The sequence below is a fragment of the Polycladospora coralii genome (assembly GCF_014773435.2).
Classification (GTDB): domain Bacteria; phylum Bacillota; class Bacilli; order Thermoactinomycetales; family Thermoactinomycetaceae; genus Polycladospora; species Polycladospora coralii.
The window spans coordinates 279,378-300,364 of record NZ_JACXAG020000004.1; the positions used below are offsets into that span (position 1 = coordinate 279,378).

18 protein-coding genes are annotated in these 20,987 nt (G+C 39.7%); 13 read left to right on the plus strand and 5 right to left on the minus strand.

The annotated features are described in order from the left end of the window. Positions 1 to 69 precede the first annotated feature (69 nt). Positions 70 to 2,289, plus strand: coding sequence for a YheC/YheD family protein (locus IC619_RS11045; RefSeq protein ID WP_191139708.1), 2,220 nt, complete (start codon positions 70 to 72; stop codon positions 2,287 to 2,289). Between the two features lie 174 nt (positions 2,290 to 2,463). Next, a complete protein-coding gene (locus tag IC619_RS11050) occupies positions 2,464 to 3,357 on the plus strand; it encodes a sporulation protein (RefSeq protein WP_191139707.1) in 894 nt (297 codons plus the stop codon). Between the two features lie 404 nt (positions 3,358 to 3,761). On the opposite strand, the gene IC619_RS11055 is transcribed toward IC619_RS11050, so the two are convergent. Beyond that, entirely contained in the window at positions 3,762 to 4,319 is a 558-nt protein-coding gene (locus IC619_RS11055) for a hypothetical protein (protein WP_191139706.1), read from the minus strand. A 77-nt stretch (positions 4,320 to 4,396) separates the two neighbouring features. Then, positions 4,397 to 4,843 (minus strand): alpha-helical endospore appendage domain-containing protein, encoded by a 447-nt coding sequence (locus IC619_RS11060; protein ID WP_191139705.1) that lies wholly within the window; start codon positions 4,841 to 4,843, stop codon positions 4,397 to 4,399. Positions 4,844 to 5,075: 232 nt separating this feature from the next. Here IC619_RS11060 and IC619_RS11065 point away from each other — a divergent pair, with 232 nt between their 5' ends. Next, a complete protein-coding gene (locus tag IC619_RS11065; protein ID WP_191139814.1) occupies positions 5,076 to 5,378 on the plus strand; it encodes a hypothetical protein in 303 nt (100 codons plus the stop codon). Positions 5,379 to 6,567: 1,189 nt separating this feature from the next. Here the strand turns inward: IC619_RS11065 and IC619_RS11070 are convergent. Next, complete coding sequence (locus IC619_RS11070) at positions 6,568 to 8,340, minus strand: multicopper oxidase family protein (RefSeq protein WP_191139704.1); 1,773 nt, start codon at positions 8,338 to 8,340, stop codon at positions 6,568 to 6,570. Positions 8,341 to 8,673: 333 nt separating this feature from the next. Then, the gene (locus IC619_RS11075; protein ID WP_191139703.1) at positions 8,674 to 9,183 is read right to left on the minus strand and encodes a DM13 domain-containing protein; all 510 of its coding nucleotides are present in this window, start codon (positions 9,181 to 9,183) and stop codon (positions 8,674 to 8,676) included. 561 nt (positions 9,184 to 9,744) lie between these two features. Between IC619_RS11075 and IC619_RS11080 the strand changes: the two genes are divergently transcribed. Further along, entirely contained in the window at positions 9,745 to 10,839 is a 1,095-nt protein-coding gene (locus tag IC619_RS11080; RefSeq protein WP_191139702.1) for a beta-propeller fold lactonase family protein, read from the plus strand. 314 nt (positions 10,840 to 11,153) lie between these two features. Here IC619_RS11080 and IC619_RS17350 read toward each other — a convergent pair whose 3' ends face one another. Then, positions 11,154 to 11,291, minus strand: coding sequence for a TetR family transcriptional regulator (locus IC619_RS17350; RefSeq protein ID WP_430624111.1), 138 nt, complete (start codon positions 11,289 to 11,291; stop codon positions 11,154 to 11,156). Positions 11,292 to 11,507: 216 nt separating this feature from the next. On the opposite strand from IC619_RS17350, the gene IC619_RS11090 reads away from it, so the two are divergent. The 9 genes from IC619_RS11090 to IC619_RS11130 form a co-directional block, all read left to right on the plus strand. Then, a complete protein-coding gene (locus IC619_RS11090; RefSeq protein ID WP_191139701.1) occupies positions 11,508 to 12,365 on the plus strand; it encodes an aminoglycoside 6-adenylyltransferase in 858 nt (285 codons plus the stop codon). Positions 12,366 to 12,392: 27 nt separating this feature from the next. Next, complete coding sequence (locus tag IC619_RS11095; RefSeq protein ID WP_191139700.1) at positions 12,393 to 12,977, plus strand: CDP-alcohol phosphatidyltransferase family protein; 585 nt, start codon at positions 12,393 to 12,395, stop codon at positions 12,975 to 12,977. 135 nt (positions 12,978 to 13,112) lie between these two features. Next, positions 13,113 to 14,405, plus strand: a complete 1,293-nt coding sequence (locus IC619_RS11100) for an ammonium transporter (RefSeq protein WP_191139699.1) — start codon at positions 13,113 to 13,115, stop codon at positions 14,403 to 14,405. Between the two features lie 4 nt (positions 14,406 to 14,409). After that, positions 14,410 to 15,489 (plus strand): DUF294 nucleotidyltransferase-like domain-containing protein, encoded by a 1,080-nt coding sequence (locus IC619_RS11105; protein ID WP_191139698.1) that lies wholly within the window; start codon positions 14,410 to 14,412, stop codon positions 15,487 to 15,489. Beyond that, entirely contained in the window at positions 15,479 to 16,204 is a 726-nt protein-coding gene (locus IC619_RS11110; protein WP_191139697.1) for an exonuclease domain-containing protein, read from the plus strand. Before IC619_RS11105 ends, IC619_RS11110 begins: the two co-directional genes overlap by 11 nt. A 156-nt stretch (positions 16,205 to 16,360) precedes the next feature. Further along, on the plus strand, positions 16,361 to 16,663 hold the full coding sequence (locus tag IC619_RS11115) for a hypothetical protein (protein WP_191139696.1): 303 nt from the start codon (positions 16,361 to 16,363) through the stop codon (positions 16,661 to 16,663). 193 nt (positions 16,664 to 16,856) lie between these two features. Then, positions 16,857 to 18,020, plus strand: a complete 1,164-nt coding sequence (locus IC619_RS11120) for an iron-containing alcohol dehydrogenase (protein ID WP_191139695.1) — start codon at positions 16,857 to 16,859, stop codon at positions 18,018 to 18,020. A gap of 279 nt (positions 18,021 to 18,299) precedes the next feature. Then, positions 18,300 to 19,379 carry a glycosyltransferase family 2 protein gene (locus IC619_RS11125; protein WP_191139694.1) on the plus strand — a complete coding sequence of 360 codons (1,080 nt, stop codon included), beginning with the start codon at positions 18,300 to 18,302 and terminating at the stop codon, positions 19,377 to 19,379. Positions 19,380 to 19,586: 207 nt separating this feature from the next. Beyond that, positions 19,587 to 20,987, plus strand: a 1,401-nt coding sequence (locus tag IC619_RS11130) for a hypothetical protein (protein WP_213260893.1), incomplete at its 3' end; no start/stop codon positions are given.

Below are 20,987 nucleotides of genomic sequence, written 5' to 3' on the forward strand. Positions count from 1 at the left end.
AATAGACGATTATCCGATTACAAATGTCTATGATGTGCATACAATTAGGTATGAAAGGAGGGAATTCCTTTGTCTCAAACCGTAGGTATACTGATTAGTCGTCGTATATTCCGAGCTTGTTTACAAGGAGATTCTCCCTACGATCCACTAGACTTATATGATCAATATGCAAGAGAAAATGGATTAGATGCGGTTTTTTTTACGATGGATCATCTCATGTTGGAAAAGCGTAAAGTTTATGCTTATCGCCGCACGGATAGTGGAGTCTATGATCAAACATGTATCCCATTACCTGCTGTGATTCATAATCGGATAAAGCCAGTTGCCACACTAGAAAAGTTTAAGATCTTACAAGCTATACCAGAGGTGCAACTTTTTAATCAGAATAATCGACTCGACAAATGGACGGTCTACCATCAACTGAGTTCTCATCCAGAAATAGTAGCGCATTTGCCAGAAACAAAGATTTTAAATCTGAAAAATTTCGAATCAATGATGGCCAATCATAACTCGATTTATTTGAAACCGCGTGATATGAGTTTAGGGATAGGTGTTCGAAGCTTGCATCATAATCAAGATGTCATACGTGTATATGATTCAAAAGGCGGCCGTATACGTATATCGAAATCAAAGTGGCGTGATTGGATCAGACATTTGATGAAGCATGAAAATTTGTTGGTCCAGCAAACCATATGGCTATCAAGCCTGTCTGATCGACCCTTTGACCTACGTGTTTCCGTTCAAAAAAATGGGGAAGGTAAATGGTCCACATCTGGAATGGTAGCGAAAATAGGACGTTCAAAGGCGGTTGCGACGAATTTAGCAGTAGGTGGAAAATTGGATGTGGCAAGAGCAACGCTAAAAGCAGCAGGTTTTGAGAATACGGAGAAAATCGAGCAGGAGATTGAAAAAGTTGTACTAAAAGCGGCATCCTATTTATCTGAGAAATATCCAGGCTTAGCAGACTTAGGGTTTGATATAGCCATTGATCAAAACGGTCGTATCTGGATTATTGAAGTAAATGGTAGAGATTTGCGCATTACCTTTTATTTAGCGAAAGAGATGGAAAGTTGGCGAAAGACATTTGCAACGCCAATGGCTTATGCGGCTTATTTACTAAAAACAAATCAAGTAAAAAATGATACGATTGCGATTTTAACCCCGGGTTCTTTACCGCTAGATGGAAAAAAAGGGAGTTCAGTTGAAACGGTTGCCAGAGCAGTAGCTGACAAATTAAGTCAGTATCGATCTGTCTGTCTATACGGAAAGAATATTCAGAATATAAATGGTGTGTATGCGTTTCAACCGATACATCATGGCAAAGAAGGCTATCAAAAGGCGGTTGTTCGTCATCTACAATCTTTACAGCCTTCCCTGCTACAAATTGAAAATCGCCCTTTGTGGATTAACGAAGTGAAAGACGCCCTATTGACTACCAAAAAAATATTGTTCCTCCATTCTGATAATTATATCAAACCGCCATACGCACCTAAAAATCAAGTAAAAGAAGCCTTACTACGATATGATCACATTATTACAAATAGTCAATTTATGAAAGACCTACTGGCAAACGAGTTTCCTGAGATTGCTTCTAAGGTTACATTTGTTTGGCTAGGGGTGGATATTCAGAAATTTTGTCCGCCTTCTGAACCAAATACATGCGCAAAAAGAATATTAAATCGTAAAAAACTAGGCATAAATGGCCAGACCGTTATTTTATTTACAGGACGCATGATTCCTAAAAAAGGTGTACATTACTTAATTGAAGCTTTTTCGCGGATAGCTAAACATCATCCAAATGCGATCCTATTAATTGCAGGGAGTAGTTACTATGGTAGAAATGTGCATACAAAATATGTGCAAAAAGTAAAAAGTTTAGCACGGAAGTTAGGAAATCAGATTTGTTTCTTACCCTATCAACCCCATGATTATATGCCCGAAATTTATCAAATGGCAGATATGTTTGTAAATCCTTCACCTGGAAATGAACCATTTGGATTAGTAAATGTAGAAGCGATGGCTTGTGGATTACCAATTCTAACCACACAATCAGGTGGAATTCAAGAGGTCATTCAAAATGGTATTAATGGTGAGTTGTTGACGACCGATAATATTGTAAAAGAGTTAACATACAAACTAGATGATTGGCTCAATCACGCCATTTCACTCTCTAAAAAAGGAGAAGAATCGAGGCGCATTGCAGTCGAAAACTTCTCTTGGCAACGTGTAGCCAAAGATTTAAACCAAGTGTATGCTGAACTCGCGTCCAAGCCGGCACCTATTTCCTGAGGGCGTTCGGCTCTTTTTTGTGACTAAATGACGAACTGAAGTTTGTAGAGACCATTTGTACCACAGGTTTCTATATCATCTACAAATCACATTAATAATTCACATACAACAAGTAACTAGACTTGTTAAATCTGGTAAAATAGAATAAAAAGGTTTTCATGAGGAGGAAATAAGATGGTCTTTCGTAAAGTATTAGCTAAACTTGGAAAAGGTGCTGCGCAGGTAGATCTCGTATTAAGTAAACCTGAAATCTCGTTAGGTGAGCAATTAGAAGGAGAGCTAGTCATTCAAGGTGGAACCATCACACAAGAAATTAACAAAATAGATGTAGACTTTATGATCCAAATTCAAAATGACGAGCATCAGCATACGGAGCTCGTTCATCGCATTCCCCTACATACGGCTTTTACAATCCAAGCTGGAGAGCATAAAACCTGCCCTTTTTCGTTCGATATTCCTGAAAACTTACTTTTATCAGGCGCCTACATTTCATATTATTTTAAAACGCGTTTAGATATTGCAGATGGGGTTGATTCATTGGACCATGATGCGATTCAAATCCTTGCTCCAGCACGACTTAAACATGTATTTATAGCGTTAGAAAAACTTGGATTTCGTGAAAAAGTGGACTCTCGCTCGATTGAAGACGGCATGCAAGAATTTGAGTTTGGGCCTCTTGCACCGCGTCCTGATGGAGTGAAAGAAGTTGAGTTTTACGCCGTCTTAGAAGATGATGGGATCATGTTGTTCATGGAAGTAGAAAAAGTAGATGGGTTCATCGAACAAGAATTTAAGCAAAATGTATGGATCGACAATGAAATGCTAATGGATATTGATCAATTGGTTGTCTTTATGGAAAATTTGCTTCAATCAAATGGTCATTTCGTAAATCCTTCAGTCTTTCAAAAAAAGGACTTCTATCACCGCTACTTTAGTGGCAGTAAAGGAGCGGTAGGTGCTTTTATCGCAGGTGTACTTGCTGCGGAAATTTTCGAAGATGTGATCGAAGATGCATTTGAAGAGCTAATGGAAGAAGAAGAGGATGAAGAAGTAGACGAAGAATTGTAAGTCGTGATGAGACTAGATAAATGTGAACAACACGTACGATGACGTGCTGTTCCCATTTTTTCATTTTAGGAAATAAACATAACTGTAAACAAGTTTGTAATTCAAACACAAAAAGAAAGGCCTTCATCTTGAACGAATCCATCCAGTGTCTTCGAAGGAATTTTCGAAAACAAAATCAATATAGTAAGAAGAGCGAAGTAGTAGAGAGTAAGATCGATCAAATCAACCAATAAGTCGTGATGCGTTAATGGAATTTGTGGTGGATCATACAAGAGATGGTTTATTTCGGCAAGCAATTGCCGGGGGAAAAAGCTTGGTTACCGCACCGAATGGTTCGCAAATTAGCATTAAATCGGATTTAACTCCAAAAAAACCAGCATGGAATGGTTTCCATGCTGGTTTTTTTATAATATGACAATCTTAATTTTATTTTTGGAAACGGTCGCTTTTTTCGCTGTGGATTGTGCAGTTGATTTTGTAGCTATACAAGCTGATGGTGATATCCAAGGCTTTGCACATGCTTGTGGCTTAACCGGTTTAGGTTCATCTTTTTTTGCAGGTTGACTGAGTTGGACCTGATCAGCTAACCAAGGTTTTGTTTGTTCGTGTGGGAGTGGTAAGGGTTTATGTGACAATAAGATGGATTGGCGATTGGTTGTGTAAGTATCTAGTTCTGATAGTAAAATTTCAATAATTGGAAGTTCGTTTTCAGATTGTATATGTGAACGAATGCTATTTTGTAACATTTGGTTCACCTTTGACAATTGAGGCGGCTTTGTTTTATGCAGCTGAGTAAATTCTTGCTGGGCTATCATTTGTTGTATAAGCAAGCTCATTTTATGTAAGAGGACAGCTTGTAATTGTAAGATGAGCTGTAAAAAGGTAATTAAATAATAAGGAGGTAAAAAAAGTCCCATATTTTTCACTTCTGTAAGAAAAAGGGTATTCGTCATTTTATACATCGTGACAGCTTCTTCAAGATCAAATATACTCATCAACACATGTTTGCATTCAATAGAGGAAGGTTCACCCGTTATCATTATTCATCGGGAGAGTCATTGATTACTTGTTCGCCATAGTCTAGATCATCATCTAAAATATCATCGTCGATGGATGAATGCGCTATATTTTTCTTCTTATGCTTACGAGATGGTGCCTTCATTTGTTCTTTTTTTACAGATTGTGGATAGTTAGAAGCTTTCGTGTTTGTCAAAGTAACTTCTTTTTCATTGTCATCGAGGTAAAGTAGATTTTCTAAACGTTTCAATAGAAGCCATTCTTTCATGACCATAGCATCTAGAAAATGATTGGTATCACGGCTGGCATAAAGAAGATCTTGCACAGAGCCGCTTTGTTTGCTATGTTCCACAATGGCTTCGATTTTAGTAGCTTCAACTTTAACGAGACTAGATTGGGCACTTTCTTCATGCGCGATTGCGGCCATCATTTCGTTTATGACCTGTTTTTTGGGATACCACTCTGACATACTAATTCATCTCCTATCTTTTTTGATGGAATAAACCAATATATACAGGGTTGTGAGCACAAATAATGGTTTGTGTTTTATTTGTATTCAGTAGAGACTTTTAATATGCTGAGTTTTTCAAGTGGTACTCTGTTGTAGAGATAGCGATATAAAATAGGCGATTTTACTAGTCCCAAACTAGGTAAGCCACCATAAGATAGTGGTGTAATCTGAATCACAAGGAGGGGATCACGTGGAAGACCATTATTACCATGTAAGCCAAGGTGTAGGACCTGGGATGTATCCAGGAATGGGACCTGGGATGGGACCCGGGATGGGACCATTTGGTGGACAAATGCCAGGAATGTATCCAGATATGCAGCCCCGTATGCCGTACGGCGGTGAGATGGCAGATCTATACCGTGCACACTATCACTGTGGAAAAGCTTATTATTACATGAATCGGGCCTTGCAAGCACAAAAACTGCCTGTACCGGATAGAAGAAAAGAAAGTTCGAGCCGTTATCGTTGTCGTGAAGATGAAGCCATAGACTAAAGCTGTGGAGGTAGGAAGTTCATTCCTATCTCCTTTCTAAGGAAAAGCATGTCACGTTTGGTTTCTTTGCGATCGTATTAAGGCCTAGGAATTTGCAATGACACCTTCTCTCAACAACTTCATTCTATTTAAAAGAATGGAGGTGGCTGAGTGTATTGTGTAGGACTTTTGCTGATTGAAAGCCTACGGTTTTAGTCGTGGAATGAAAGACGGCGTTGCTCGACACCTCCTATTTTTTAGGAGGTGTCGAGCAAGTTTGAATGTTGCAATGCCATTATGGAACTCAAACGACTGAATCACTTATCCATTATCATTAAAACATCTCTTGGTCAATGACACGCCTCTTTGGATGGATGGGGGGACTTGAAGCCCGCTTTTATTTTCTTAGTGGATAAAAATGGACTTGTTTACAAAAAAAATCCTATGATGTAGAATTTTTTTTGTAAAATTGTTAATGGCTGTATAAATAACCAAAATAAACACAATGCCAATAGCTGCCTACATCTGAACAACTACTTAAATTGATATAACCACTATAAAAATTCGGGTAAACATATCTACTTTGATAGATGAACATGGGTACCATAGATATATCAGGATGAATATCTTTTGAGTAGGCCTTGTGTACAACTTCGTAAATGGAGTCTGCTGCCTGTTGAGAATGGGTTGTAGTAGCCTCAGCTTGAACCATTGGAACAGACAGACTAGACATCAAAGTGAATATTAAAATAATTATTGTAAATTTTCTCAATATTACCCCTCCATTTAAGTGCCTAGCAATAGCGATTATTGCTACCCCTTCTATTATATTCCTTTTGCTATCATATTCATAGACAGTTCGCAGTATTTAATTAGTCGTCGAATATTTATTCCACGTTCGTTTGAAACCTTAATGTGACGAAGAATAGACCTATTCCACACAGATGTCTTAATTTCAGAAAACACACCAAATGGAGGGAGAGGGGGCATCGACCCGTTTTGCTGCTATTCAGTAATTTATAGGTAATTACAAAACATTAACGAGCCTTTATGGGGAATTGACAGGGCAACGGAAAATGGGAATTAGTAAGACATAACATATAGTATATCTTTAACGAAATGAAGCGTTTTTTTTAAGAAATTCCTCTGAAATTGAAAAGTTACCTGGTTTTTAAATCACATATGTTCGTTCATCATTAGGCTCGATACTTTAATCTTTTTTTCTTATAATCATCGGACGCATCATATCCTTATCTTCATGATTTAGTATGTGGCAGTGCCACACATAACCGGGACCTGCTGTAGGATCGAACGGAAAGTGATTCATTCCCGGAGCGGTTTGATTGGGATCTATATCTTGTGGTGCAAAACGCAATCTAAATCGGGCTACTTCACCTGAATTTACTCTTACAGTATCTTTCCATCCTTGTTCATTTAAGTCTGGTGGAAAGGGATCATCGATTAAAAATGGATCTACAGGTACACGTATGAGCGGTTTATCTCCTATTGGTGGTTCTCCGTTTCTTAAAATCCACTCTGCTAAATATCCGTCCGCATCAAATTTTTGTCTACTAATAATTAAAAATTGAATCAAATGAATGTGAATGGGATGGTTTCCATCCGTGCTGGCTACTAACCAATCTACTGTTGACCCTACTATTGGCAATTCAGATACAGCAGAATCAAATGTTTGACCATTTAATAGGAATAGTAGTGGATTATTCGTGCCATCTGTTGTTCGTATGATATTTAGTAACTGTGGCTCATCAGGGACATCAGGAGTCAAATTAGGAATGTCATTTAACTGAAAAGGGAGAGGGGGAGATGCTATGGGCTGTGTATCGGTAACCGTAAACTGCATTACTTGTCCAGTGGTATCAGGGTCAGCACTTTTATCCTCATTTAAAAGTAAAATCTTTGTACCAGGATTGAGTGCAGTAAAATCAACCAAAATATCTACACGCTCTGCAGGTGCAACGATTACTTCTTTTAACGTCACAGGGGATCGTAAAAAGCCACCATCTGACCCAATTTGTTGAAAGGATTGATTATTAGACAGCTTAAGTGTATAAAAACTCGAATTCGCTCCATTTACAATTCTAAAACGATATAGTCTTCTATCTACATTAAGATTTGGCCATACCTTGCCATTGACAACATTGGTATTACCATTATAGTTTTGTCGCCAGTATGGGTTTATAGTTGGATTGACTCCAGTGCTATCAAAAAATAGTGATCCATCTTCATTAAAGGAACGATCTTGAATCAGTAACGGTACTTCATATTTTCCTTTTGGTAATATTTTTTCAATTTCATTATTTGGATCTCTTAATAAATAGAAACCTGCAAGTCCTGCAAAGACGTTCAAGTGAGTGATACCTAATACGTGGTCATGATACCAGAGTGTAGTCGGCTGTTGCTGATTCAGATAGGTGTAGAGTGATGTTGAAAATGCAGGTCCCTTTTTTGTTTCATTATGCGTAAACCAAGCTTCAGGATGTCCATCCGAATCCGAGCTCGTTTCACCACCATGAAGGTGAGTAACGGTCGGAATAGGAAATTGTGCTTGCGGATAACCTGGGGGGAAAGGAATAAACGGAGGCGAAGGTGGAGGGAATTGATTGGGGTTTGCCCAATGTAAAGTAGGGTCAACGGGAAGAAAGTGTGGATTTGTTAGATTATTCACCCATTGTACATGAATCGGTATATTGCGTAGGGCTTCAAATGTCGGACCAGGTGTACTTCTAACGATCCTTTGTCCGCCATACTTGAAATGAACGAGACCTTCATAGCTGAAGACCTTTGTCTCAGGAAAGCCGAAAGGTAAGATTTGTTGTATATGTTCCGTTATATTTACCGTATATTTATGAGATTTTACCTTACCCGTACGCTCATCAAATTCAATAGATGGTTTAAAAATAAATGGAATGGGAAGAAAATTCACATATTTAGGAATAGAATTGGGGTCTAGCGGTTTCACCATCCATACATACTCCTTTCAATTGTAAGATACGAATGGAAGACTCCGTGATATGCAAATCGTAATAGCGTAATGAATTCAACGCTTATATTCTAGCATGATTACATATCAAATAATATAGACAAGCATATAATAAATCTATTATATGCTATTAACTAGATGGGAGTTCTACTGCTATAGACTAGTCCCTTTATTCACATAACAGAATGCATCCAAATATTACGATATGAGGTAAAGAAGAAGTGATCGTGTAATACAAAGGCGGAGGAGACCACACGGATTATGGTGTGAGGTCTCCTCCGCCTTTGTATAAATATCCATACTCTTAAAGTTAATCTACTTTAAAGAAGCAGAAGCAAAATTGACAGAGAATCTTTCGCACCATATAGAGACAGAACGAAATTTATCAAGATCTACATGATCCGGTATTTCATAGTTTTGATCACCTTGATTTCCTTTCATTTTCCCAAGCGAAATATAGTTATCTTTTGAAATATCCGTACTCTTTTTGATTTCGGGGAGTGCGACAAGATAGATTTTGACATCCGGTCCATTATCGGTTTCGAATTGTGTGAACCGTAATATACGTTTACCATTAGGCATTTGATAAATGGTGGCCATTCCTTGTCCATCATGAGAACTATCTCCTTTTTGGAAAGTACCCTGATAGAGCATTTGAGGTTCTTCTGTACTTTCATTTGAAGATGTTTGTGATTGTTGGGGTTGAGAAGGGAACTTCTCATCTACTTGTTTATTCAAAATGCGTGTTTCCGGACGTAATATTAACCATAAACCAAGAAGTGTGATCAAGATAAGACCGCAAATAATCCACTTTTTTTTTGTCATCTTCACCATTCCTTTTAATTTTTTAAGTGAATATCGTGATGTCCCCTATTACCGGATAGGGAGCACCCTTTGAATTTTCAGAACATAAACAGGTAGCTTAAATCAGATTGCTAATTGCTTATTCGTCGTAGTTTCTGGAGGGGATATTGTGAAAATTACACGCTATTAACTCGACTCAAGCTAAGTATCAATGTAACAAAAATGTGTAACAAAAGTATGTTGTAACAATATCAAACCATAACATTTTGGATGCAAAATCTTAATAGAAAAAGGGGAGGAGGGCCATATGAATTGAACTCCGGACAGATGCAGGTTTCCATCACTGATCAAAGCCCAGATCATCAAAAACTTTAACTAAGAAATATGGGATATCATAAAAGTTTATTTAAAAAAGTTACAGGAACAAGATGTGACGGACCTGAACATATAAAAGTTATAGCAATCTTCTTGGTTTCAATCATGGATATGACGACACTCAGGAGATAATCTGGAGTTAAACATAGGACAATGCTTGGTTGACATAAACTGATCCAAACACGGGTATCGAAAGGAAGTTGATCTATGTCATTTGTTTATGTTGCGAATTTTGGAGGGAGCAACGTATCGGTTATTGATACAAAGGTAAACCGGCTTATTTCAAATATCCTAGTCAATCCCTCTCCATTGGCGACGATCCTTTCACCAAACGGACAATTTGGTTATGTTTTAAACGCAGGAAATCCTGGGAATGTGACGGTTATTGACACAAAAGATCATAGGATAGTGGCTACTATACAGGTCGGATCGCTATCTTTTACAACGCTTCCCACTAAACCGATGATGATCACGCATGATGGACAATGGATTTATGTGGCCAATAATGATAGTAATAACGTAACCGTCATTGACACCAAAGATTATCGCGTAATTGCAACTGTTCAAGTGAATGATACGCCATTATTTACAGCTATTACACCGGACGATCAATATGTTTACATAATAAATTCGAGTTTTAATATGGTTCTTACTTCTATAACCGTGATTGAAACGAAGAGGCATCAAGTAATTTCGACGATACGAGTTGGAGTGACTCCAGCCAATATTGGCATTACACCAGATGGTCAGTTTGCATATGTGTGTAATTTTAATAGTGATAATGTCTCCGTCATTGATATCAAGACAAATCAAGTGATCGCTACTATTTTAGTAGGGAGTGGTCCATTTGATCTTGAGATCACAGCAGACGGACAGTATGTTTATGTAGTAAACAGTCAACGTTTTGGCATTTCAGGTGGAAATACGGTTTCTGTAATTGAGACCAAAACGAATCAGGTGATCTCAACTGTAGAAGTGGATTCAGAACCCATAGCGCTTGGGATCACATCTGATAACCGTTATGTTTATGTAGCAAATAGTCAAAGTACGAGCGGCTCAGGTGGAAATACCGTATCCGTGATTGAGATCAAAACGAATCAGGTGATCTCAACTGTAGAAGTGGGTTCAGAACCCATAGCGCTTGGGATCACATCTGATAACCGTTATGTTTATGTAGCAAATAGTCAACTTGCTAGCGGCTCAGGTGGAAATACGGTTTCCGTGATTGAGACCAAGACGAATCAGGTGATCTCAACTGTAGGAGTAGGTTCCGCGCCTGTTGCAATGTCCATTACACCCTAGAGTTATTTCCCTGTTTAGTTATCAGATATAGGACAATGCATGATGCGCATCAATGGATCCAAACACAGGTATTGACAGGAAGTTGATTTAGGTCACAAGTATACGTGGTCAAAAATGAAGGAAACAACGTATCCGGTCATTGATGCAAAGGTGAATTTGAAAATCTCGTTTAAGCTCCTTTGTATATGCGGTTTCGTACGTAGCATCTCTAATCCTTAATGCATAAAATTGATTCAGGGTCATCTGCACCGCTTCTAATCATCTGTATGCCATCGTGGAATAGCTTGTTTTTGAAATTCTCTTTTGTATATTTTTTAATTTCGAAAAAAATTATGATATTCAATCTGGATGATGACCTTATCAAACAAACGATCTATAAAATGGTCTTTTGAGGTGAAATCATAATAAATAGCTGGTTTAGTTATACCCACCTTATCAGCAATAAGAGACAAGCTTGTATTTTCAAATCCGCGCTTAGCAAATAGTTGATACGCAACACTTAAGATATCGTGATCGTATCACTTTACTAGTAAAGTGATACTTCAATGTCTATCTAAAATCAAGATTAAATAACAAGCTTTTTCATGAGGGTTTCTGCTGTAGCGAGAATTTGTCAAATTATAATGATATGATAAACGTAGCTAATCTGAGTAGAAGGAGATAGTGATATGAGAACAGAAGATGAGATGTTTGAGCTGATCATACATACAGCGGAAAAAGATGAACGGATTCGTGCAGTAATTTTAAGTGGATCGCGAACCAATCCTCATGTGAAGAAAGATCGCTTTCAAGATTTCGATATCATTTATTTGGTAAATCATATTGATTCATTTATAGTGGATGAAAACTGGATTGATATTTTTGGTGAACGGATGATCATGCAATTGCCAGAAGCTAAAGTCATACCACCACCTATGCGTGATGGTCGCTTTACCTATTTAATGCAATTTACAGATGGGAACCGCATCGATTTAACACTGATGCCCATATCATTGAAGGAGAAGCTTCTACCAACTGACAGCCTCAGTCAACTGCTTTTAGATAAAGATGGTATATTAGAATCATTACCACCTCCTAGTGACCATGATTATTGGGTGAGAAAACCGAGTGAGCAAGCATTTTTAGATATATGTAATGAATTTTGGTGGATATGCTTAAACATTAGCAAAGGACTATGTCGAAATGAATTCACATACACGATGTATATGTATGAACAAATCAATCGGCATGTACTTAATCAGATGATGGAATGGTATATAGGGATTCAAAATCATTTCTCTGTAAGTGTGGGGAATTTAGGGAAGCATATGCCCAATTATTTAACAAATGAAGAGTGGGAATTATACCTTTCTACATATACCGATGCTAAAGTAGACCATATTTGGCGGTCACTTTTTAATATGTGCCAATTATTTCGTCAGACAGCAAGTCATGTAGCGCGATATTTTAACTATACGTATCCCGATACAGCAGATAAAAATGTAACTTTTTATCTGCATAAATTAAAAAAAGAATCTTCATCGTAACTAAATTTGAATGGACGTGTCCAATATATGCTTGATACATATGGTCGAAAATACATACAACCGCTATTGGATTGGACGGCGAAAAAATGTATTGCGGCAAATATAACCGCTACACAAGTGACATGGATTGCCTTTGTAGTAGGAGTAAGTAGTGGGGTATTGATCTACTTAGATCATATCTATGCAGCGGTTCTCATCTTATGGTTTTCCGGCTTTTTAGACGCGCTGGATGGTACAATCGCACGTCAAACGCAACAATCGACGTCGTGGGGAACCTTACTGGACATTTCGTTCGATCGTTTGGTCGAATTATCTGTTATTATGGGTCTTGCCTTACGATATCCCGAGATGCAGATTTGGCTCTTGCTTTTAACGGCATCGATTGTATTAGCGATGACCGTCTTTTTAACAGTGGGTGCTTTGACAGAAAAACGAGGCATGAAATCATTTTATTACCAGGCGGGGCTAGCTGAACGTACAGAAGGGTTCATCCTTTTTACAGTCATGATGCTTTTCCCGCAGTGGTTGTTGTGGAGTACGCTCTTTTTTATTGGAGTGGAATGGTTTACTACGGGTCAGCGATTGCATGAAGCCAAAAAGATTTTGAAATAAATTTAATCAATATATTAAAACAACATCTATGTCAGATAATCTGACATAGATGTTGTTTTTTCATCATTCATATGTTAATATGCCTACATAACGAAATTTATGTAAGAAAATATAACACAAAGAGGTGGGAGAAAGATGCAAATCGAAAACTTAGCGATAGCCATTGATTCTGTTTGGATCATGCTTTGTGCAATTTTAGTTATCTTTATGCAAGCTGGTTTTGTGCTTCTCGAAGCAGGTTCCGCTCGTATGAAAAATGCGGGACACATTGCAGGTAAACAACTGCTCAGCTTTTCAATTGTAGCCCTTGCTTTTTGGGCAGTAGGATACGGTCTTACCTTTAGTGAAGGCGCATTTATTGGTATAGGAGGGTGGTTCTTAGACTTTCCCGTAGAAGAGGGAGCTGTTCCAACCGAAATATTATTTCTATTCCAACTTTCATTTGTGGCTGTTTCACTAGCGATTGCGTGGGGAGGATTTGCAGAACGAGCCAAATTAAGTGTATATATTATTTTTGGAATCTTATATACTGTCGTAATTTATCCTGTTGTCGGACATTGGGTGTGGGGACCTGATGGTTGGTTACATGCATTAGGTAAGCAAGATTTTGCTGGTTCTACGGTCGTTCACTTGCAAGGTGGAATTGCTGCCTTAGTCGCCACCATGATGTTAAAACCGCGCTTAGGCAAATTTAATAAAGATGGTACGCCTAATTTAATACCAGGTCATAATCAAGTTTATTCGGTATTAGGTGTTCTCATTATCTGGTTAGGTTGGTTTGGCTTTAATCCTGGAAGTACACTCACTGCACAAGATGGTTTTTTTGGATATGTAGCCCTTACCACAAATTTAGCAGCCGCAGCTGGTGCGATTGCTGCCATGATTACGATCCGTATGTTAGTAGGAAAAGCAGAGATCCCCACGATACTAAACGGTGTTCTGGCGGCACTAGTTGCCATTACGGCAGCCTGTGCGTTTGTTGAACCGTGGGCGGCAATTATTATTGGCGCAATTGCAGGATCGTTGACCGTATTTACTGCCATTTATTTCGAGAAAAAAGGAATTGATGATCCAATCTTTGCGTTTTCAGTGCACGGGGTAGCGGGTATCTGGGGCACATTATCAACTGGTTTATTTGCTTCTCCAAGATTAGTAGAGTCAGTTGGTGTAGGGAAAGCAGGACTTTTCTACGGTGGAGGCTTGACCCAATTAGGTGTTCAAGCACTAGGTGTTTTTGTTTCAGCGACCTATGTAGGAGTTGTTACCTTTATGATTCTATGGGTGTTAAAGAAAATATCAGGCATTCGGGTCTCTGAAGAAGATGAGTTACTTGGGTTAGATCTTAGTGAGCACGGGGGATATGGTTATCCAGAACAACTATCTAAAGCGGAGATGGCGAAGTTATCCAAAAAAGAGGGAGCTCTGTAACGACGTGCCTACCGGAGTAGTTAATGAAGCGTATCAACAAGTTTGCTCACGTATTCAGCAAGCCAAAACCACTTCAGAATTACTACAAATACATGATGAAATGCCACGTTATATTCAAATTTGTTTTCTACAAACGAAAGAACCAGGTGCTGTAACTTGTCAGAAAATTAGTGATTGGCATGACCAGATGATTCAAAAAGTGATAGCAGATGTGCAGTGTACGATTCAAGCAGAGATCGGTTGCGATCTTCCTTCATATAGCTGGGTGTTGTTTGGTAGTTGGGCTAGACAAGAAACCACGTTTTACACAGATCAAGATAATGGATTGATTTATGAATACCCTGTCGGAAGTCGTGAAGAGGAAGTAGATACTTGGTTTGAAAAATTTGCAAATCAAGTGGTTCAAAATTTAGTTGAAGTCGGTTATCCGCTATGTGATGGTAATGTGATGGCGTCGAATCACCGTTGGCGTGGTTCAATTGCGACTTGGAAAAAGCAATTAGCAGAGTGGTTAGATGTAAATTCGAGTCGCACGCAACGGCTATTTATGATTGCCGCAGATATGCGACATGTATATGGGCAACATCAATTAGCATATGAATTAGAAAACTATATGATCTCTCTGGTAAAGAAGGAGCAGCATTTTCTGCTTAATGCGGCACACGCTAACGCCAACTTAAAGCTACCAATTAGTTGGTGGGGTTATTGGTATAAAGAGAGATATGGAGCATATGCAAATCATATTAATGTGAAACGTGGAGGTTATATACAACTGATTGGTGTGGTGAAAATTTTAAGCTTTTATTACGCTATAACGGCCAAATCAACACGTGATCGCCTGAAGCAAATCGGTCATTTGAACGCTCAGTTACAAGATAATTTAGATTTTTTGTTAACTATACGCTTAAGACAACACGTATATGATTTTGAGCATGGCAAAACCCCTACCAATTATATTTTACCAGCATCACTAGAGAAAAATGAAGAGCGTTTATGGAAAAAACATTTGAAGTCAATTCGTCGTCTACAGAAGTATGCCATTCAAATTATCTCGCAGAAAGGGTTAGAGGATAATGGATCGTAACCATCCACTCCTGAGTTGGATGGGGAAAAGAGGCTGGCTTCCGTTTGGTGGATCTAATAAAATGGATGGATCATCACTTGCATATCGCAGACGTTTATTAAAAGATGTAAAAAATAGAGCCCCGATTTCTACGAAACTTACAGACATGCCTTTTGTGGTTCTTGATATTGAAACAACGGGATTTCGTTATGGTCAAGGAGATGAAATCATATCGATTGGAGCTATGGCCATGCAAAAAAAATGTGCACTCCATGAGCAAGAATTATTTCACTCTTATGTAAAACCCCTTCAGGTTATTCCTCAAGTTATTACAGATTTAACGGGTATAACTGAAAAAGATGTAGCGGAAGCTCCGGGGCTTGAACAAGCGATGAAATCACTACTTGCGATCGTCCATGGAAAAACAATCGTTGCATATGGAGCACAGCATGATATGGGGTTCTTGCAATTAGCTACCTCTAAATACTGGGGAATTAAGATACAAAATCGTGTGATTGATGCTTACCGGGTTGCGAAGTGGTTACACCCTGAATGGTCGGAACATACACTTGATCGTGCGCTACATCATTATGATATCCCGATTCGTGGCCGGCATACAGCAGATGGAGACACCCGCATGACCGCTTATTTATGGCAAAAGTGGTTAGGCGAGATGGAAAAGCGTAAGCTGGATACTTTAGAAGATCTTTATCTGGCATTAAGCCGTGTGAGATGATAAAAAACGACCCGATTCGGTCGTTTTTTTATTTAACCGGGAAAGTGAATTGATAAAAAATATGATTTTTTTTCAATGTGTGATTAAAGTCACACCAATTTATAAAAACATTTGCTAGAATGCATTGTGTAAATAAAATATTTGGAGGGTTTAAACATGTTTAAGAAAAGCTTATTGGTATTTATGTTAATGGCTACTTTCATGTCTACATCTTTGCTTTCAACGAATGCTGTCCAAGCTGCAAGTCCAAGCGTCTTAGCACCAGGATATATAGAAACGGGTAAGTTTGTAACCTATCCCAAAACGGAGTATGCACATGAGTCCAAAACACCATTCACGATTTGGCATGAAGAAAACAGACATTCTCGTTTGTATGGTGGGTATTTAAAAAGAACAGCATGTTATGACCAAGGAGCATACATAGGTTGTCGTTACGAAGGTAAAATATATCGTCGTTAATTCGTAAGAAAATGACTTAAGCCTTAAATGAGGCTGAGGTCATTTTTCTTTTTGTCAGAAATGGATAATATTTGACTATCTATTCTGTTGCTGTTTAATATTACTAGTATGGAGTTTGCTCCTGACATGTTAACATACCCCGTGATAAGGGTAATGATTTTTGATAGATTGAATAAAAAGGAGTGTATTTGAATTGGATAACTTTATGTTTCATAATCCTACTAAACTGATCTTTGGAAGAGACACATTGCAATCATTAAAAGCAGAGATTCCTCAGTATGGTTCTCGTGTTTTGGTTACTTATGGTGGCGGAAGTATAAAACGAAATGGAATCTATGATCAAGCGATGAAATTATTAGCTGAGATGGATGCCCAAGTATTTGAGCTATCTGGTATCGAGCCGAATCCACGATTATCTAGTGTACATAAAGGAATTGCCCTTTGTAAAGAAGAGAAGATTGATTTTATCCTAGCTATCGGTGGTGGTAGTGTGATCGATGCTACGAAGGCGATTGCAGCGGGGGCGCGTTATGAAGGAGATATTTGGGAAATTATCACCAAAAAAGAGACCGCTAAACAAGCCCTTCCGTTTGGTACAGTCCTCACCTTAGCGGCAACAGGTTCTGAAATGAATGCTGGATCTGTCATTACCAATTGGGAAACCCAAGAAAAAATTGGTTGGGGAGCGCCCTGTGTATATCCACAATTCTCTATTTTGGATCCTTCCCATACCTTTAGTGTGCCGAAAGATCAAACGATATACGGCATTGTAGACATGATGTCGCATGCTTTAGAACATTATTTTAGTGGTTCTCCACACACGCCTTATAATGAACGAATGGTGGAAGGATTACTTACTACCGTAATGGAAACAGCGCCACATGCACTAGCAAACTTAGAGGATTACGAAAGCCGAGAAACGCTTCTTTTCTGCGGGACAATGGCACTCAATGGTGTGATCAATCAAGGAATGAATGGTGACTGGGCAACACATAGTATTGAACATGCTGTTTCCGCGGTTTATGATATCCCACATGGTGGTGGATTAGCGATTATTTTCCCGAATTGGATTCGCTATAACTTAGATGTGACAGAAGCGAAGATGAAGCAATTGGCTATTCGTGTTTTTGGTGTCGATCCTGCCAGTAAGACAGATCGAGAGATTGCAGAAGAAGGAATTGATCGTTTACGTCAGTTTTGGAGTGAAATCGGAGCGCCAAGTCGCTTAGCTGATTATGACATCGATGATAAACACTTAACTGAAATGGCTGAAAAAGCTGCACCGTCAGGGAAAGTGGGACGCTTTGCATCTTGTTCAACTGAAGATGTAGAAAAGATTTTAACCATGTGTTTATAGTGGACTAGGGGCTGTCCTACTTGGACAGCCCCTAGTCTATTTGACTTCCTCATTTGGGTTAATCGGCATTCTTGATAGGAGGTTAGAAAGGAACTTACAGGAAAAAAGATGGAGATAACTAGCATAACAAGTTTAAGAATAATAAAAAGGTTAAGTTGATTCGAATCACAGAATGACTAATATTTAGATCACTGCCATTAAATGTATGAATAACTAGTGACGTCAGGAATTTTAAAGAATAAGTTGGTTTATACATGTCATTACAAAGGAGTTATTTTAATGGTAACGATCAGCTTATGTATGATTGTGAAGGATGAAGAAGATGTTTTAAATAGATGTCTAGACACGGTGAAAGATATAGTCGATGAGATTAATATTATTGACACTGGTTCATCAGATAAAACGGTTGAAATTGCCAAAAATTACACAGATAGAGTTTTCTTCTTTCCATGGACTGGAAAATTTGCTGATGCTCGTAATAAATCATTTGAATATGCTACAAAGGAGTATATTCTTTATTTAGATGCAGATGATGTTTTACTCGTTGAGGATAGAGAAAAATTGAAGAAACTCAAAGAAACATTAGACCCTTCAATCGATTCTGTTTCGATGTATTATAACGCTGGAACAGACGAGTTTGGCAATGTTACGCTGCGTTATAGAAGAAACAGGCTTTTGAAGAGAGAGAGAAACTATAGATGGGAGGGGGATTGTCACAATTATATTAATGTTAGAGGTAAGATATTAAATTCTGATATTTCGGTCACTCATAAAAAAACAGGACACTCAGTTGGTCGTAATTTAAACATATATCGTATGAAAATAGAACGCGGGGATCGGTTTAGTGCAAGAGATTATTTTTACTATGGCAATGAACTAAAAGAAAATGATCACTATGAGGAAGCGATAGAATCGTATAAAAAAAATATCGCTATGAAAGAAGGATGGATTGAAGATAAGGTTTTTGCATGTATTCATAAAGCAGATTGTTACAATATGATTGGAGACATCAATAACGAATGGAAGTCTTTACTAGAATCTTTCCTTTTCTCTATGACACCGAGAGCGGAAGCTTGTAGTCGAATCGGTTATGTTTTTCAAAGAAAAAAAGAGTATAAAACCGCTATTTACTGGTATGAACTTGCGACACAAGAAACTCCAGATGAGAATAGATGGAGTTTTACTTACCCTGCTTTATATACTTGGTATCCTCATTTACAAATGTGTTTATGTTACGATCGCTTAGGTGACTTTTCCAAAGCTTATTATCATAATGAAGAAGCTAAGAAATATCGCCCCCAAGATCAACGGATCATCAGTAATGAGGAGTATTTTCAGAAAAAAGGGGTAGCATTATAATTTAATATTTATACAGAATTTTCTAAAAAGGTAAAGTTTGATCAAAATAGACTTTACCTTTTTTGTGTGTACTAAAAATGTATTCTTTTCTATACTGCTTCATGCAATATTTAGTTCATAATCTAGTTCAGTTTATAAATTTTTTCATATAATACATTGTATTTTATTAGTTTGACAATAATTCATAGAAAGGACTGATCCTAATAAATGAGTGATACCGATCATGATTCAACATTTTCAGCGGATGGATTTGGTGAAGAGGTAATATTAGAAGGCGATGTAAATAGTTCCGCTAGTTCAAGAACACCACGAAAACCACGAAAACCACGAAAACCACGAAGACCGCGCAGACCACGCAGACCACGTAACCCGGGGGGAGCAACGGGAGCAACAGGCGCAACCGGAGCCACTGGAGCCACCGGAGCCACAGGAGCCACAGGAGCGACCGGAGCCACAGGAGCGACCGGAGCGACCGGAGCCACAGGTGTAACGGGAGCTACGGGAGCAACAGGTGCAACAGGAGCGACTGGCGCAACAGGAGCAACAGGTGCAACCGGAGCCACAGGAGCCACAGGTGCAACGGGAGCCACGGGAGCCACCGGAGCGACTGGCGCAACAGGTGCAACAGGTGCAACAGGTGCAACAGGTGCAACAGGCGCAACAGGTGGAACAGGTGCAACAGGTGCAACAGGAGCCACAGGAGCAACGGGAGCAACAGGTGCAACAGGAGCCACAGGCGCAACCGGAGCAACGGGAGCCACAGGAGCCACGGGAGCCACAGGTGCAACAGGAGCCACCGGAGCGACAGGTGCAACCGGAGCCACAGGTGCAACCGGAGCAACAGGTGCAACCGGAGCCACAGGAGCCACAGGTGCAACGGGAGCCACGGGAGCCACGGGAGCCACCGGAGCGACTGGCGCAACAGGAGCAACCGGAGCGACTGGCGCAACAGGAGCAACCGGAGCAACAGGTGCAACAGGTGCAACAGGAGCCACAGGAGCAACGGGAGCCACAGGTGCAACAGGAGCGACCGGAGCCACAGGAGCTACAGGTGCTACAGGCGCAACCGGAGCCACGGGAGCCACAGGTGCAACAGGAGCCACAGGAGCGACCGGCGCAACAGGAGCAACAGGAGCAACAGGTGCAACAGGAGCCACAGGAGCAACGGGAGCAACAGGTGCAACAGGAGCCACAGGCGCAACCGGAGCAACGGGAGCCACAGGAGCAACGGGAGCAACAGGTGCAACAGGAGCCACAGGAGCAACAGGAGCCACAGGAGCAACCGGAGCCACGGGAGCTACAGGTGCTACAGGCGCAACAGGAGCAACGGGAGCTACAGGTGCTACAGGCGCAACCGGAGCAACGGGAGCAACAGGTGCAACAGGAGCCACAGGAGGTGCAACAGGTGCAACAGGTGCAACGGGCACAGGTGCAACCGGAGCCACAGGTGCAACCGGAGCCACAGGAGCCACAGGTGCAACGGGAGCCACGGGAGCCACGGGAGCCACCGGAGCGACTGGCGCAACAGGAGCAACCGGAGCCACTGGCGCAACAGGAGCAACCGGAGCAACAGGTGCAACAGGTGCAACAGGAGCCACAGGAGCAACG